Here is a 15,284-nt window from a genome sequence, read left to right as displayed (position 1 = left end):
CGGTGGGCTTGCATGGTCGGGTTCAGTTTCGACGACCATGCGGGAGCGCGAGTGAAATTCCATCGGGTACTGGCGATCCCGGTACTGGTAGCGGCCGTCGCGACGCTGGGGCTCACCGCCTGCGGCAGCGACGAGGAATCCGCCGACGTGGTGCGCATCGGCACCACCGAGTCCGATCCGCAGTGGGACGTGTTCGAGAGCAAGGCGAAGGAGCAGGGGATCACGCTGAAGATCACCCGGTACTCCGACTACTCGCAGCCCAATACGGCGTTGGCGCAGAAGCAGATCGACGTGAATCTGTTCCAGCACCTGCAGTTCCTCGGACAGTTCAACGTTGCCAACAACGAGGATCTGACGCCGATCGGGGCCACGCAGATCGTGCCGCTGGGGCTGTACTCCAAGAAGCACAAGACCCTCGCCGACATCCCGCAGGGCGGTGAGATCGCCATCCCGAACGACCCGACCAATCAGGCGCGGGCGCTGTTCGTGCTGCAGTCCGCCGGGCTGTTGAAGCTGTCCGGGGATGTGCGCCAGCCCTCGCCCGCCGACGTCGACAAGGGCGCGTCCAAGGTCAAGGTGACCCCGGTCGACGCCGCCCAGACCGCGCTGTCGCTGGCCTCGGTCGACGGCTCGATCATCAACAACACCTTCCTGCAGAAGTCGGGCATCGACCCGAGTTCGGCGCTGTACAAGGATGATCCGAAGAGTCCGGGCGCGGAGCCGTACATCAACACCTTCGTGACGCGGGCCGCGGACAAGAACAACGCCACGTACCTGAAGCTGGTGCAGATCTGGCACGACCCCGAGGTGCAGAAGGCGGTGTCGGAAACCTCCAAGGGCACCTCGGTCGAGGTGAACCGCGCGGGTCCGGAACTGGAGCAGATCCTGGCGCGCGTGCAGCAGACCATCCGCGAGAAGAAGTGAGCGACCCGGTCGCCGACGGCGGGGCGGACGCCCACCCCGCCGTCGAATTCCGTTCGGTCACCAAGGTTTTCCAGGCCGGTAAGCAACGGCACACCGCGCTCGAGGACATCGATCTGCGTATCGAGCGCGGCGAGATCTTCGGCGTGATCGGCTACTCGGGGGCGGGCAAGAGCACGCTGGTGCGGCTCATCAACGCCCTGGAGAAGCCGACCAGCGGGCAGATCCTGATCTCCGGGGACCCGATCACCGGGGTTTCGGAGTCGCGGGTGCGGCGGCTGCGGCGTGACATCGGCATGGTGTTCCAGCAGTTCAACCTGTTCCGATCCCGCACGGCCGCGGGCAATGTCGAGTACCCGCTGAAGGTGGCGGGCTGGCCGCGCGACAAACGCAAGGCCCGGGTCGCCGAACTGCTGGAGTTCGTCGGACTGACGGACAAGGCGCGCAGCTATCCGGATCAGCTGTCGGGCGGGCAGAAGCAGCGCGTGGGCATCGCCCGCGCGCTGGCCACCTCGCCCACCCTGCTGCTGGCCGACGAATCCACCTCGGCGCTGGACCCGGAGACCACGGGGGAGGTGCTGCGGCTGCTGAAGAAGATCAATCGCGAGCTCGGCGTCACCATCGTGGTCATCACCCACGAGATGGATGTGATCCGGGCGGTCGCCGATCGGGTCGCGGTGCTGGCCGAGGGCCGAATCGTGGAGCTGGCCAGGACCTTCGACGTGTTCGCCGATCCGCAGGCCGCGCCGACCCGCTCCTTCGTGGAGACCGTGCTGCACAATCGGCCCACCGCCGAGGAGTTGCGCAGACTCGGCGAGAAGCACGCGGGCCGCCTGGTCACCGTGGATGTCGACGACGAGCGCGGCATCGGCGCGGCGCTGACCGTGGCCGCGCGGGCGGGCGTCGCTTTCGAGGTGGTCTACGGCGGGGTGAGTTCGTTGCAGGACAAGACCTTCGGCAGCATCACCCTGGCGCTGGACGGACCCGAGGATGCCGTCGCGCGGGTCGTGGACGATCTCGAGCGCGGCGCCGAGCATCGGAAGAGCGCGTGAACTACGCCGCCGTCCCCACCGATTGGGACAAACTGCAGCCGGTGCTGATCGAGGCCATCGGCACCACGATCTACCTCGTGCTGCTGACCTTCGTGGTCGGCGGGCTCATCGGCCTGGCCCTGGGCACCGCGCTCTACACCACCCGCAAGGGCGGACTGCTGGCCAACGCGCCCATCAACCTGGTGCTCAACTTCCTGGTCAACGTGGTGCGCCCGATTCCGTTCATCATTCTGCTCGCGGCCCTGGGACCGGTGACCCTCGAAGTCGTCGGCACGACGATCGGCACCGAGGCCGCCGCGTTCGTCATGATCGTCGCCGCCTCCTTCGGCATCGCCCGCATCGTGGAGCAGAACCTGGTCACGGTCGACCCGGGGGTGATCGAGGCGGCGCGGGCCATGGGCGCGACGCCGCTGCGCATCATCGCGACGCTGCTGATCCCGGAGGCACTGGGGCCGTTGATCCTCGGCTACACCTTCATCATCATCGCCATCGTGGACATGTCCGCCATGGCCGGCACCGTCGGCGGCGGTGGCCTGGGTGACTTCGCCCTGGTCTACGGCTACCAGCGCTTCGACTGGCAGGTCACCCTGGTGGCCACGCTCATCATCATCGCGGGGGTGCAGGCCATCCAGTTCGTCGGGAACTGGCTGGCCCGCAAGGTGTTACGCCGCTGATCGACTACTGCGACTGCCGCATTCCGGCCTCTCGACCCCACCCGCTGACGCGCAGGTCGAGGGGCCGGAGCCGGTCGTAGTAGATATTGCGGAGCTGTTCGGGCGCCGAGGGGCGTTCGGGATCCACCTCGTCGATGGCGAACGAGATCGCCGCCAGCTCGCCGAGGAAGTCGTCGCGCTGGCCGGGAAGCTTGGCGCGGTCCTGGGCCTCGAGGCGCGGATTCGATTGCAGGTCGCTGTACTTGGCGCGAATGGCGATATCGGTCTCGTCCATGCGCTCGCGCAGCCAGCCGCGCAGCGCCGAGGGGGTCTGCTGCATGATGACGATCTCGCGGATGGCGGGAATCCGCATGCCTTCACGGATCAGGTCGTCGAGCTTCTCGTTGACGCGCGGCCAGGCCACGAAATCGCCTGCCGCGTAGGCGGCCCGGCCCTGCGCCTCGAGGTCGTCGCGGCGCAGCCGGAAGGCCGGGGCCGAATCCGGTTCGGTGCGCTGCAGCAGCAGGATGATCTCGTCGATCTGACGCAGATCGCGCTCGAACTCCGAGAGCGGGGGCTCGAGGTAGTCGTCCGGCCCGTGGCTGTTCAACAAACCCTGCACGATGGTCTCGGCCTCGAGCAGCAGGTGGTGCGCCTTGGCCTGATCCTGGGTGCGCAGGATCAGGGGTTCGAGCGCGGACAGGCGCTGTGCCATTTCGGGTTCGGCCTTGGCGGCCTCGGCCCGGTGCACCTCGCGGCGCACCTGCTGCCAATCCGTGCGCACACTCGCGGCGCGGGTACGCAACTCGGACCAGGGGGCGACCTCGCGCACCGGGATCTCGATCGCCGCGGTGGCCGAGCGATCCAGGTGCGGGATGCGGACCGCGGCGTGAATGGTCCAGCCCGCCGCGAATTCCAGGGTCAGCTCGACCGGGGTGCCGGGCTCGAGGTTGTCGGGCAGGTCGCGAATCTTCACCTCGCCGATGGGAATCCAGCCCTCGTACAGGCGCACCGCCAGGGTGGTGCCGCGATTGGCGGTCTCCAGGCGCTGATAGACCCGGTGCGGAATCTTGGTGCCGGCCTTGACCACTCGGCACAGCTGGCGGTCCAGCATCTCCACCGAGAAATCGTGGGCCAGGATGTCGCCGGCCAGATCCGGTACGGCCGGGCCGGATTCGACCCGCACACTCAGGCGTTCGGCGGCGATCTCCGTGCCGTCGGCCAGTACCCGGATGGTGCATTCGCCACTCGGGAGCGGGATTTCGATGAACAGGAACGCGCCCTCGTCATCGGTGATGGTCTCGCGCACGGGGTCGCCGCCGTCGGGGTGCACCTCGACCACGACCTCGGCGGCCGCGATGTGCTTGCGCAGCACTCGCCCCGCGATGTCGGCGCAATCCCCCTCCGGCACCAGCGGTTCGAGCTCGAGCACGCTGCCGCGGCTGGTCAGGTTCCCGGCCTTGAGCGCCGCGCCCACCGCGACCACCAGTTCGGGATGGAACAGGCGCGGGGTGACCCCGAAGCGCTCCGCGAGCAGCTCGGCGACCAGCGGGATCCGGGAGGAGCCGCCGACCAGCACGATCTCGTCCAGATCGCCGGGTTTCAGCCGCGCCTTGTCGACCGCGTCGGCGCAGTGCTCGAGGGTGCCGCGCACGAAAGCGTCGATCATGCGCTGGAATTCGTGTCTGCCCAGCGGCAGGTTGATGCTCATGGGCGTGCCAGCACGGTCCTCGAGATCCTGGCTGACGATCTCGGTCTCGGTCTCGCGGGTGAGGTCGTGCTTGGCGGTCTCGGCCAGTGACAGCAGCCGGGCCTGGCGTTCGGCGTCGGCGGCGTCGCCGGGTTCGGTGCGCAGGTCGTAGGCGGGCAGCTGGGCGATCATCCACTCCACGATCGCCTGATCGAAGTCGTAACCGCCGAGGTAGCGGTCGCCGTCGAAGGAGCGGCTGGCGAAGCCCTCCTGCGCGTCCCAGGACACCACCGAGGTGTCGAAGGTGCCGCCGCCCAGGTCGTACACCAGGAAGCGGCGGCGCTCGGCGTGCGTCTCACCGGTCTCGTGCATGTGGGCCAGGGCCGCGGCGACCGGCTCCATGAGGGTTTCGGCCACCTCCAGCCCGGCCTCCGCGCCCGCCCGGGTGGTCTGGGTCTTGGCGCTGGTCTCGAAGTAGGCGGGCACGGTGACCACCGCGCGGTCGATCGGCACGCCCAGGGTCTGCTCGGCCACGGCCTTGAGGTGGCGCAGCAGGTGCACCGACGCTTCGAGCGGGGTGAGGATCGCGTGGCCCGCGGTGACCAGGGCGTCGGTGCCCATGTTGCGCTTGAAGAACATGGCCGGCGGCGAACCGGGCAGGCGCGCTTTGCGTTTGGCGAGCGCGCCGACCAGCGGGGCGCCGTCGGCGCCGATCCAGACCGCGGACGGCGTGGTCAGCGACAGATCCGGATTGGCGACGATGAGCGCGCCGCCCAGCGGGCGCAACCGGCGGGAGTCGATGAGCTCCTGCTTGTTCGGGATGTCCGCGTCGGCGGGAATGGCGAGGCAGCAGTTGGTGGTGCCGAGGTCGATACCGGCGACGATGCTCATGCGAGGGGCTCCTCATGGGTACGCGGGGTGACGGGTTCGTCGCCGGTGGGGTGCGGCACCAGCGCGGGCAGCACCGAAAGCCGCAGGCGCAGTTCGGCGGAGCCCGGCGGGGGCGGCGGTGCGGCGGACAGGGTGCGGCTGAACTCCAGCAGCTCGGCCAGCTCGGCCAGGTCCTCGCCCGCGGCTTCGGGCCGGTGGGTGAGCAGGTCGGCCCGCAGCCGGGCGAGCGGGGTCGCGAGTTCCTCTTCGGCCGCGTTGATCTGCGCCACCGTCAGGGTCTCGCCGAAGAGCGGGAAGCGCTTGGCGTCGTAGGAGATCCGCTTGCGGCGGGCGGCGATGCGGGCGCGGGTGGTGGCCCGATCGGCACCGGGATCGAGGTCCAGGATCTGAAAGGCGGTTTCGTAGTAGGGATTGCGATCGCGCCAAGCCCAGGGGTTCACGATGTGGTTGTCCTGTTCACGCTAGAAGAAGCCGATGGCGCTGCCCTGGGAGTAGCGCGCCCACTGCCCCGCGCCGACCAGGATCTTGCGGGCCTGGTCGTAGGGGCTGTGGTCGGGAAGTCCCAGGGTCAGTGCGGTATTGAGGTGGTTGGCGGCGATCCGGAAACCGGCGCGATCCTCGAAGGGATTGCTCTGCAGCCGGTCGATGGTGGAGATCACGATGGCCAGGCCCAGCCAGAACTCGTGCCGGGCCAGTTTGGCGGCGAAGGCTTTACGGTCCGCGTCGTCCAGTCGCGGACGCAGCGCCGAACTCAGCAATTGCCCCGGGGTGAGGCCGAGTTCGGTGCACAGCGGGCGCACCATGGTCTCGACGCGCTCGAGGACGGTGCGCGCCTGCTCGGCCCATTTGTCGCCGCGGCGCTGTGCGGTCTCGGCGGCTTCGATGCCGACGTCCAGGGCCTGTTCGGCGAGCGGGACGTTGTCCGCGTCGATCTCGACCCACATCTGGGCCTCGTCGAGGGCGCGTTCGAGGTGGCCCTCGCGGGTCGAGCGGCGGATCTGCGCGCCCGCCTCGCGGGCCAGCCGGGTCCGGGCGCGGGTCAGCTCGTCCGCGGCGAAGGGCGCGGTGCGAATGAGCTCCAGATGCGCCCGGGCCCTGGGCAGCTGGTCGCGCCGCAGTTCCAGAACGCGCGTGACGTGTGGTTCCAGGAGCTGGCCGGGGAGTTCCGCGCGCGCCCGGTCGACGATGAGCGTGGTCTCCTCGGGGGTGCCGTCGGCGGTGACCGCGAGCGTACGGGTGCGCAGCTCGTCCCAGAAGTCGTCCGCGGCGTGCAGCCGGGACCACAGCGCCAGGGCCTCGCGCCAGGCCTCGAAAGCCTCGGCGTCCCCGGCGATTTCGAGGGCGTACGCGCGGGCGTGGGCGGCGACGGCGAGGTGGTGCAGGCCGCGGGCGTCGGCGGGGTGCTCGGCGTCGCACTCGCGCCACAGGCGCAGCGCGGACGGCGTCCACGGGTGGATATCGCCGCCGGTGCGCAGTTCGGCGTAGGCCAGGCGCTCCAGGGGGCGTTCGGCGGTGCGGGCGCGGCGGGCGGTGGCGATCTCGGCGATTCTGGCCGCGGCGGCACGCAATCGGCCGGCGTCCTCGCCCTCGAGCCCGGCCAGCAGCCGCGCGGCCCGGGCCAGCGCGCGGTCGGCGTCCCGCGGCGCGTCGAAGAGTTCCGCGCGGGCGGCCTGCGCCAGGTCTGCTCCCGCCACGGTGATGCGCAGCTCGCGCAACGCGTCGTCCGCGCCGCCCACGTCCGTGCTCCCGGCGGGAGCGCGAGTGTCGGTGCTACCGGACACAACTGTTCCGGTCGGATTGGTTGCGGGAGCGTGGGTTTCGGTCACGATCGGTGTGTTCGTGCCGGTCGCGCCGATGAGTTCGGAGACCAGTTCCGGCGCGTGGTGCGCGACCGCGGTCAGCAGGGTCGTGGGATCGAGCAGGGTGCGGGTGGGCCAGGCGCTGCCGTGCCGGGCGAGCAGGGTGCGCGCGCCCCGGGTGACGAGCTCGACGTCCGTGTCCAGCGTGCCCAGCGCCAATTGCCCGTTGGCCAGCAGGGTTTCGTCGGCGGAGGTGGTGCCCAGCAGCCGGCGCAGGTGCTCGCGCGCGCCGTCGCGGTCGTCCGCGCGGAGCCGGTCCAGGGCGGCGAGCAGGAGGGCGGTGGGCAGCAGGCGCTGCTCGCCCGCCCGCAGCACCTCGGTCAGCCGGTCGCCGGGCGCGGTTCCGGACATGACCGCGGCCGCGCTCACCACCAGGTTCCGGTAGGGGCTTGGCGTGCCGGGGCCCTTCAGCTTGTCGCCGGCGGTGATGCCGCGCGCCAGACGGTGGTACGCGCCGATGTCGTGCAGCGCGCGAATGCGTTCGGCCGCCTGCTCGCCGCCGCCGAAGCGCTGGGCCAGTTCGTAGCGCCGGGCGGCCTCGTCCTGTTCGCCGCGTTCGGCGGCCAGATCGCCGACCAGCAGGAACCAGTCGGGTCTGCTCGCGGGTCCGAGCGCGTACAGCAGCAGCCATACCGGTGAGGTGGGGCCGGTGAACTGGTAGTGCTCGAATTCCTTGTCCAGCAGGCCGGACAGATGCCCGCGGGCCGCCCGCCGGAACTCGTCCGAGACCGCCGGACCCGGGGTGCGCACCGAATTGGCCAGCCACGCCGCGAGTTCGGCGTCCTCGGCCAGCAGGCCGCTCACCGAGAACCAGGTGCGCGCGAATTCGGCCGGGGCGGGCTCGCGCAGCCAGGCGCCGAACACCTCGTGCGCGGCGCGCGGGTCGACGGCGCAGCGGTCGGCCACCTCGCACAGCAGGCGCACGGCGGCATCCGGTGCGGTGGGGGCCGCCTCGACGAGCCGGGCCAGCACCCCGGCGCGATCGCGGGTGAGTTCGGCGTCGTCGTAGCGGTTCAGCAGCGCCTGGACCGCGGCCAGGACCGCGCGGGTGCGCACGGCGGGGTCGGTCTCCTGTTCGGCGCGCGTCACCTCGGTCTCGAAGACCGAAGGCCCCGTGGGGCGTTCGTCGCGCCGCGCGCCCCGCGCCGGCTCGGGCGTCGTCTCTCGCACCGGTTCGACCGGTCGCTCCTCGCCGCCCCGCGACCATGGCCAGTTCACGCGAAAACTCCTGCTGGAGGGCGGTATCGGGAAAGCGTGCCGGGGATAGCCACCCGAATCCGCCCCCTGCCCAAGTCGAGAATATCCCTCGCCCGGCCCTTTTCGTCAACCGGTCCGCTCGGAATCGTTGCCGCGCCACGGACATCGCGGGGACCGCTTCGTCGCGGAGCGGGCCACCCGGCGACCGGTGGGACCGTGCGGCACCGAGTCGCCCGGCCCGCGCCCGCTACCCGCGTTTCTGCACGGCGACGGCCGCTTTGCGGGCCGCGACCTGGACCGGGTCCCAGACCGGGGAGAACGGGGGCGCGTAGCCCAGATCGAGGGCGATCATCTGTTCCGCGGTCATGCGGGCGGTCAGGGCCACCGCGGCGATGTCGATGCGTTTGGCAGCGCCCTCGCGGCCCACGATCTGCACACCGAGCAGGCGGCCGGTGCGGCGTTCGGCGAGCATCTTCACCGTCATGGGGGCGGTGCCGGGGAAATAGCCGGAGCGGCTGGTGGATTCGATGGTGACGGTCACGAACTGCAGGCCGACCGCGTGGGCGTCCTTCTCGCGCAGGCCGGTTCGGGCCACCTCGAGTTCGCAGACCTTGCTGACCGCGGTGCCGACCACGCCGGGGAAGGTGGCGTACCCGCCGCCGATGTTGGCCCCGATGATCTGGCCGTGCTTGTTGGCGTGGGTGCCCAGCGCGATATGGCGTTCGGTGCCCGAGACCAGATCCAGTACCTCCACGCAGTCGCCGCCCGCCCAGATGTGCTCGTGCCCGCGCACACGCATGGCCAGGTCGGTGCGCAGACCGCCGGACGCCCCGAGCGGGAGCCCGGCGGCGCGGGCCAGATCGGTGGCGGGGCGCACGCCGATGCCCAGCACCACCACGTCGGCGGGGAACTCCGCGTCGGCGGTGGCGACGGCCCGGACCCGGCCCGCGTCGTCGGTGTGGACAGCGGTGAGCTCGGCGTCGCACAGGACGCGAATGCCCATGCCGTCCATCGCCTTTCGAATGAGCACGCCCATATCGGGATCGAGCGTCGCCATCGGCTGGGACCCGCGGTTGATCATGGTGACCTGGTAGCCGCGATTGATCAGGGCCTCGGCCATCTCCACGCCGATGTAGCCCGCGCCGACCACCACCGCCCGGCGGCCGTCGGTGGAATCGAGGGTGTCGATCAGCGCCTGCCCGTCGTCCAGGGTCTGCACGCCGTGCACCCCGGGCGCGTCGATGCCGGGGATGGGCGGGCGGATCGGAGTCGCGCCGGTGGCGATGACCAGATCGGTGTAGTCCAGCCAGCTTTCGGCCCCGGTGGTCAGATCCCGGGCCCGCACGCGGCGGCCCGGCGGGTCGATCTCCACGACCTCGGTGCGCATGCGCAGGTCGATGTCGCGCGAGCGGTGCTCCTCGGGCGTGCGGGCGATGAGGTGATCGCGGTGCTCCACGTCCCCACCCACCCAGTACGGAATGCCGCAGGCGGAGAAGGAACTGAAGTTTCCGCGCTCGAAGACCACGATCTCGAGCTCCGCCGCCGGCCGCATGCGACGAGCCTGCGAGGCCGCCGACATACCCGTCGCATCCCCACCGATGATCACCAGGCGATCGCTCATGGGTACGACGGTACGGCGCGGGGCGCGCGGGCGGTCGCGCACATGCCGAACCGTTCCCCGGTGCGAGGTTCGCGCACCGCCCTTCGGGGCCGCCGCGAACCTGGTAGTACTGGACTTCGTGAGTATCGATGACATGGACGATGACAAAGTCCTGGAGCTGGCCACGCGCATCTTCGATTTCGCGCGCCAGGGCGACGCCGCACAGCTCGCGGCCTATCTCGAGGCCGGGGTGCCGGTGCAGCTGACGAACGCGCGCGGCGACAATCTGCTCATGCTCGCCGCTTACTATGGGCACGCGGCGGCGGTGGACACGCTGCTGGCCCACGGCGCGGACCCCAACGTCCTCAACGACAGCGGGCAGACCCCGCTGTCCGGCGCGGTCTTCAAGGGCGACACCGATGTCATCGGCGCGCTGCTGGCCGCGGGTGCGGACCCCGACGCCGGGGCGCCCTCGGCTCGCGAGACGGCGATCACCTTCGAGCGCACCGATCTGCTGAAGCTCTTCCCCTAGCCGGGGCGCGACGCGAAGGAGCGCCCGCCGCGGCGGACGCTCCCCGTGTTTCGGTACGCGGCTACACGTTGACCGGGTAGACCGGCTCCTGGATCTCCGGCTTGATGCGGTCCTCCACGAAGATGCCGTGCCAGATCATGAAGACCAGCAGCGTCCACAACCGGCGCGAATGATCCACCGGGCCGGTGCGGTGCGCCTCGAGCATGGCCGCGATGGCGGCCTTGTTCAGCAGGTGGTCGGTCTGGCTGTCGGCGATCTGCTCCCTAGCCCAGTCGTGCAGCTCGGGGCCGCGCAGCCAATGCCGCAGCGGGACCGGGAAACCGAGCTTGGCGCGGTTGAGCACGTGCGCGGGCACGATGTCGCCCAGCGCCTGGCGCAGCGCGTACTTGGTGGTCTGCTTGGTGATCTTCTGTTCGAACGGAATCTTCTCCGCGACCTTGAAGACCTCGTGATCCAGGAACGGCACCCGCAGTTCCAGGGAGTTCGCCATGGTCATCTTGTCGGCCTTGACCAGGATGTCGCCGCGCAGCCAGGTGAACAGGTCCAGGTGCTGCATGCGTGCCACCGGGTCCATGTCGCGATGCTGGCTGCCGTAGATGGGGCCGGTCACGTCCTGATGCGTCCACTCGGGGCGGAAATCGCGCAGCACCGAACGCAGTTGGGCGTCGTTGAAGCTGCGGGCGTTGCCGTAGTAGCGATCCTCGAGCTTCAGCGAGCCGCGGTGCAGCAGGCTCTTGCCGCGGGTGCCCTCGGGAATGCGATCCGAGAGCTTGCCCGCGAGCTTGCGCAGCCCGCTCGGCAGGTACTCGAAGGGCTTGAGCGAGAGCGGTTCCCGGTAGATGGTGTAGCCGCCGAACAGCTCGTCCGCGCCCTCGCCCGAGAGCACGACCTTGACGTGCTTGCGCGCTTCCTTGGCCACGAAGTACAGCGGCACCAGCGCCGGGTCGGCGACGGGTTCGTCCAGGTACCAGACGATCTCGGGGATCGCGCCCGCGAAATCCTCGGGGGTGACCGTGCGGATGAAGTGCTTGGCCCCGATGGCGGCCGCGGTCTCGGCGGCCACGTCGGCCTCGGAGTAGCCCTCGCGCTCGAACGCCGAGGTGAAGGTCAGCAGATTCGGGTTGTGCCGGATCGCCAGCGCCGCAATGGCGGTGGAGTCGATGCCGCCGGACAGGAACGAGCCGACGGTGACATCGGCGCGCATGTGCTTGGCGACCGAGTCCTCGAGCGCCTCGGCGATCTCGCGGTACCGGTTGGCCGGGGTGTTGGGCCGGACGCCGGTCGGGCGGGTGGTGGGGACGTGCGGGTTCACGTCGTCGGGCTTGCCGAAGGGCACCACCCGGAACCGGGGATCGAAGTAGCGCGTGATGCGCGGGGCCGCACCGGGTTCCACCCAGGCGTAGCAGCCCGACTCCAGCCGCCGGATGTCCCGGTGCAGCGTCTCGGGCTCGGGCACGTACTGCAGCACGGTGTAGTGCTCGAGCGCGCGCGGATCCAGGGCATCGGAGAGTTCGAGCTCGGGCAGCAGCTCCAGGACGCTCTTCTTCTCCGAGGCGAAGGCGGTGCCGCCGGGGCCGGTCGCCAGGAACAGCGGCTTGATGCCGAACGGGTCGCGGGCGATGAAGAGCTTGTTCAGCTCGGTATCCCAGATGGCGAAGGCGAACATGCCGCGCAGGCGCTTGGTGGCCTCGGGACCCCAGTAGTGGAAGGCGGCGACGATCGTCTCGGAGTCGCCCTCGGTGGCGAACATGGGGGAGTCGCCGAACTCGGCCCCGTGCGCGGCGGTCAGTTCCTCGCGCAGCTCGAGGTAGTTGTAGATCTCGCCATTGAAGGTGAGGGCGTAGCGTTCCCGGTTCTCCGGCGGGCCCCAGCGCAGCGGCTGGTGCGAGTGCTCGATGTCGATGATGGAGAGGCGATTGAAGCCGAAGATCATGCGATCGTCGTTCCAGGTGCCCTTCTCATCCGGGCCCCGGTGGCGCTGGCAGTGCAGGGCCTCGTACACCTGCGCCGCGGTGGTCTCGACCGTCCGCCCGTCCGGGGTAGTAGCCGTCTGAGCCGTCAGAAATCCGAGCAGTCCACACACTGCGGGCAGAACCTCGTTTCCGGAGTCAAGGGAAATGCGGGGATGTTCGCGCGTCGGCACGCGAAACGTACTGTCCGAGTATGCCGCACGCGTGCGGATCACGCCGCGAGAGGCCGTATCCACGGCTTATGAGCTTTCCGGAGTGTCGAAGCGGACCCCATCACAATGACCGGCCAGGTTTGGTCTACGCTGCGTAGTACTCGGGAACTCCTGGACCGGATCGCGCGTTGTGCGCGAACCTCGCCGGGAGCTCCCAAACGTGCTGTAGTTGTGTCGCCCGGCGGAAGGGAGCCCGGGCGACGCCAGTCGAATAGACGACCAGGAAGGCGTTGAGCGTGGCGCACAAGGCGAGCGAAGCGATAGGGGCACGATCCGCCCAGGGTCGGCAGGGCCGCATCCTTCGGCGGGCCGGGCTGGCGGTGTCCCTCGGGATGACCGCGATGCTCGTCTCCGGCTGCTCGATCGACAACCCGTGGCTGCGATTCGGTTGGCCCTCGGGTGTCACCCCGCAGGCCACGAAGATGCGGGAACTGTGGACCTGGTCCGTGATCGCCGCTCTGGTGATGGGCGTGCTGGTCTGGGGTCTGACCTTCTGGACGATCGCGTTCCACCGCAAGCGGCCGAACTCCCCGGAGTTCCCCCGCCAGACCGGTTACAACGTGCCGCTCGAGCTGAGCTACACGGTGGTGCCGTTCTTCATCATCGCGGTGCTGTTCTACTTCACCGTGGTCGTGCAGAACTACGTCCACGAGAAGGTCGACAACCCGGATGTCGTGGTCGATGTGACCGCGTTCCAGTGGAACTGGAAGTTCGGTTACCAGAAGGTCGACTTCAAGGGCGGCTACCAGTTCGACGGTGTCGACAAGGCCCGCCAGGGCATGAACACCGAGATCCGGGAGAAGTACGAGGAGCAGGTCAACGAGCACGGGCACCCCTCGCCCGGCCCGAACAACGGCCTGCCGGCCAATGACATCTCGTACCTGAACTACGACCGGGTCGAGACCATCGGCACCTCCAACGAGATCCCGGTGCTGGTGCTGCCGACCGGCAAGAACATCGAGTTCCAGCTGGCCGCCGCCGACGTCATCCACTCCTTCTGGGTGCCCGAGTTCCTGTTCAAGCGGGACGTCATGCCGAACCCGAAGGAGAACAACTCCGACAACATCTTCCAGATCACGAAGATCGAGAAGGAAGGCGCGTTCGTCGGGCGTTGCGCCGAGATGTGCGGCACCTTCCACTCGATGATGAACTTCGAGGTCCGGGCGGTCTCGCCGGAGAAGTTCGAGCAGTACCTGAAGGCGCGTGAGGCGGGCAAGACCAATGCCGCGGCGCTGTCGGAGATCGGCGAGGAGCCGGTGGCCGTCACCACCAAGCCTTTCAACACCGACCGTACGGCCCGCGGCGCGGGCCTCACGGAAGCCAAGTGAGGACTGAACTGACATGAAGGTCGAAGCTCGCATCTTCGAACTGATCACGGTCTTCTTCGTGATCGTGGCCGTGGTGTACGGCTACTTCACCGCCCAGTCGCGCACCGGCGTCGAATGGGCCGGTACCACCGCCATCGTGCTGTCGGCGGGACTGTCCCTGATCGTGGCCACCTACTTCCGCTTCGTCGCGCGCCGCCTGGACCTGCGTCCGGAGGACTTCGAAGAGGCGGAGATCGTCGACGGCGCCGGCGACCTGGGCTTCTTCTCGCCCGGCTCGTTCTGGCCCATCCTGCTCGCGGCCGCCGGTTCCGTGGCCGCCCTGGGCTTCGCGTTCTTCCAGTACTGGCTGATCGCCATCGGTGTCGTGCTGATCCTGATCGCCTCGGCCGGTCTGGTGTTCGAGTACCACCTCGGACCCGAGAAGCACTGAGTTCGAACCGCTGAACCCGCGAGCGCCCCATCCGAATCCGGATGGGGCGCTTCGCTTTGTCGTAGGGGGTGTACCGGCTGCTCGCGCCGTTCAGATCCCCAGGGCGTGCCGGAGCCGGGTGCGCGGGGTCAGGCCCGTCAGGGTGAGCAGGGCGCGCGGGAAGCGCGGCTGCATCGTCGACGGGCGGGTGCGCACCGCGGTCTCGATCCAGCGCGCCGCCTCGCCGGGGTCCGCGGTGTACAGCCCGCCGTGGCGGTCCGATGCCGTGGCGTCGATGTGCACCGCCGGATAGTGGACCGTGGTGACGTGGATGCCGCGCGGGGACAGCTCGGCGTCCGCGCACTGCCCGAACGTGGTCCAGGCGGCCTGGGAGCTGGCGTAGGACGCGAAGTTGGGAGCCGGGCCGGTGGCCGGGCTCCACGGGCCCACATTGATCACGTGCCCCGAGCCGCCGGCGAGCATGGCGGGCAGCAGGCCCAGGGTCAGGCGCAGCGGGCCGAAGTAGTTGGTGGCCATCATGCGCTGATAGTCGGCGAAGCGGTCCAGCGACTGCAGCACCGGGCGCCGGGCGGGCCTGCCCGCGTTGTTGATCAGGACGTCGACGCTGTCGAACTCGGCGCGCAGCCAGCGCACCAGCTCGTCCACGTCGCCCAGGGCGGAGATGTCGCAGCGGTGCCAGTGCGCCTGCCCGCCGGATTCGATGATGGCGGCGCAGTCTTCGATGAGCAGGCTCCCGCGGCGCGCGACGAGGAGTACCTCTGCGCCGCGGGAGGCCAGTAATCGCGCGGTCGCGCGACCGACCTCGGAACTCGCGTCGGTGATGACAATGCGTTTGCCCGCGACGGAACCGGCGGGGTGCGTGCGGCGGGCAGCACGAAATTCGATCATGGGACGGCAACCTTCACTCACGTTACGAGAGCTGAATGGTGCACCGGCATCCCGCCGACGT

At 69.6% G+C, this 15,284-nt stretch carries 12 protein-coding genes; 6 read left to right on the top strand and 6 right to left on the bottom strand.

Translation table 11 applies throughout. The features are described from left to right. The first annotated feature begins 84 nt into the window (after nt 1-84). Genes ABZ319_RS27005 through ABZ319_RS26995 form a run of 3 tightly spaced genes read left to right on the top strand, consistent with a single transcriptional unit; the run spans nt 85 to nt 2,647 of the window. Nucleotides 85-924 (top strand): MetQ/NlpA family ABC transporter substrate-binding protein, encoded by an 840-nt coding sequence (locus ABZ319_RS27005; protein WP_354989303.1) that lies wholly within the window; start codon nt 85-87, stop codon nt 922-924. Next, nucleotides 921-1,973 (top strand): methionine ABC transporter ATP-binding protein, encoded by a 1,053-nt coding sequence (locus ABZ319_RS27000; RefSeq protein ID WP_354989293.1) that lies wholly within the window; start codon nt 921-923, stop codon nt 1,971-1,973. Before ABZ319_RS27005 ends, ABZ319_RS27000 begins: the two co-directional genes overlap by 4 nt. Then, a complete protein-coding gene (locus tag ABZ319_RS26995) occupies nt 1,970-2,647 on the top strand; it encodes a methionine ABC transporter permease (protein ID WP_354989292.1) in 678 nt (225 codons plus the stop codon). The genes ABZ319_RS27000 and ABZ319_RS26995 overlap by 4 nt, the downstream gene beginning before the upstream one ends. A 4-nt stretch (nt 2,648-2,651) precedes the next feature. Here ABZ319_RS26995 and ABZ319_RS26990 read toward each other — a convergent pair whose 3' ends face one another. From ABZ319_RS26990 to ABZ319_RS26975, 4 genes are all read right to left on the bottom strand, one after another. Next, nucleotides 2,652-5,207: an Hsp70 family protein gene (locus tag ABZ319_RS26990; protein ID WP_354989291.1), complete on the bottom strand. Its 2,556-nt coding sequence runs from the start codon at nt 5,205-5,207 to the stop codon at nt 2,652-2,654. Continuing rightward, on the bottom strand, nt 5,204-5,647 hold the full coding sequence (locus ABZ319_RS26985; RefSeq protein ID WP_354989290.1) for a hypothetical protein: 444 nt from the start codon (nt 5,645-5,647) through the stop codon (nt 5,204-5,206). The genes ABZ319_RS26990 and ABZ319_RS26985 overlap by 4 nt, the downstream gene beginning before the upstream one ends. 21 nt (nt 5,648-5,668) lie before the next feature. After that, nucleotides 5,669-8,284 (bottom strand): hypothetical protein, encoded by a 2,616-nt coding sequence (locus ABZ319_RS26980; RefSeq protein WP_354989289.1) that lies wholly within the window; start codon nt 8,282-8,284, stop codon nt 5,669-5,671. A 226-nt stretch (nt 8,285-8,510) separates the two neighbouring features. Further along, a complete protein-coding gene (locus ABZ319_RS26975; protein WP_354989288.1) occupies nt 8,511-9,884 on the bottom strand; it encodes an FAD-dependent oxidoreductase in 1,374 nt (457 codons plus the stop codon). Nucleotides 9,885-10,017: 133 nt separating this feature from the next. On the opposite strand from ABZ319_RS26975, the gene ABZ319_RS26970 reads away from it, so the two are divergent. Next, nucleotides 10,018-10,395 (top strand): ankyrin repeat domain-containing protein, encoded by a 378-nt coding sequence (locus ABZ319_RS26970; protein WP_354989287.1) that lies wholly within the window; start codon nt 10,018-10,020, stop codon nt 10,393-10,395. A 61-nt stretch (nt 10,396-10,456) separates the two neighbouring features. Here the strand turns inward: ABZ319_RS26970 and asnB are convergent, their stop codons facing one another. Then, the gene (gene asnB, locus ABZ319_RS26965) at nt 10,457-12,478 is read right to left on the bottom strand and encodes an asparagine synthase (glutamine-hydrolyzing) (RefSeq protein WP_354989286.1); all 2,022 of its coding nucleotides are present in this window, start codon (nt 12,476-12,478) and stop codon (nt 10,457-10,459) included. Nucleotides 12,479-12,909: 431 nt separating this feature from the next. Between asnB and ABZ319_RS26960 the strand changes: the two genes are divergently transcribed. Next, a complete protein-coding gene (locus ABZ319_RS26960) occupies nt 12,910-13,905 on the top strand; it encodes a cytochrome c oxidase subunit II (protein WP_354989285.1) in 996 nt (331 codons plus the stop codon). A gap of 13 nt (nt 13,906-13,918) precedes the next feature. After that, complete coding sequence (locus tag ABZ319_RS26955) at nt 13,919-14,335, top strand: cytochrome c oxidase subunit 4 (RefSeq protein ID WP_354989284.1); 417 nt, start codon at nt 13,919-13,921, stop codon at nt 14,333-14,335. 90 nt (nt 14,336-14,425) lie between these two features. Here the strand turns inward: ABZ319_RS26955 and ABZ319_RS26950 are convergent, their stop codons facing one another. Continuing rightward, nucleotides 14,426-15,223, bottom strand: a complete 798-nt coding sequence (locus ABZ319_RS26950; RefSeq protein ID WP_354989283.1) for an SDR family NAD(P)-dependent oxidoreductase — start codon at nt 15,221-15,223, stop codon at nt 14,426-14,428. Nucleotides 15,224-15,284: the final 61 nt, after the last annotated feature.

This window comes from Nocardia sp. NPDC005978, from assembly GCF_040614455.1.
Classification (GTDB): domain Bacteria; phylum Actinomycetota; class Actinomycetes; order Mycobacteriales; family Mycobacteriaceae; genus Nocardia.
The sequence above is the reverse complement of the archived record's forward strand: the minus strand, read 5'-3'. Positions and strand labels throughout refer to the sequence as shown.

Excerpts from the sequence above, each read along its gene's own strand:
- ABZ319_RS26975 (WP_354989288.1), bottom strand. The coding sequence starts at position 9,884 with ATGAGCGATCGCCTGGTGATCATCGGTGGGGATGCGACGGGTATGTCG.
- ABZ319_RS26970 (WP_354989287.1), top strand. The coding sequence starts at position 10,018 with ATGGACGATGACAAAGTCCTGGAGCTGGCCACGCGCATCTTCGATTTC.
- ABZ319_RS26950 (WP_354989283.1), bottom strand. The coding sequence starts at position 15,223 with ATGATCGAATTTCGTGCTGCCCGCCGCACGCACCCCGCCGGTTCCGTC.
- ABZ319_RS26960 (WP_354989285.1), top strand. The coding sequence starts at position 12,910 with ATGACCGCGATGCTCGTCTCCGGCTGCTCGATCGACAACCCGTGGCTG.
- ABZ319_RS26990 (WP_354989291.1), bottom strand. The coding sequence starts at position 5,207 with ATGAGCATCGTCGCCGGTATCGACCTCGGCACCACCAACTGCTGCCTC.
- ABZ319_RS26955 (WP_354989284.1), top strand. The coding sequence starts at position 13,919 with ATGAAGGTCGAAGCTCGCATCTTCGAACTGATCACGGTCTTCTTCGTG.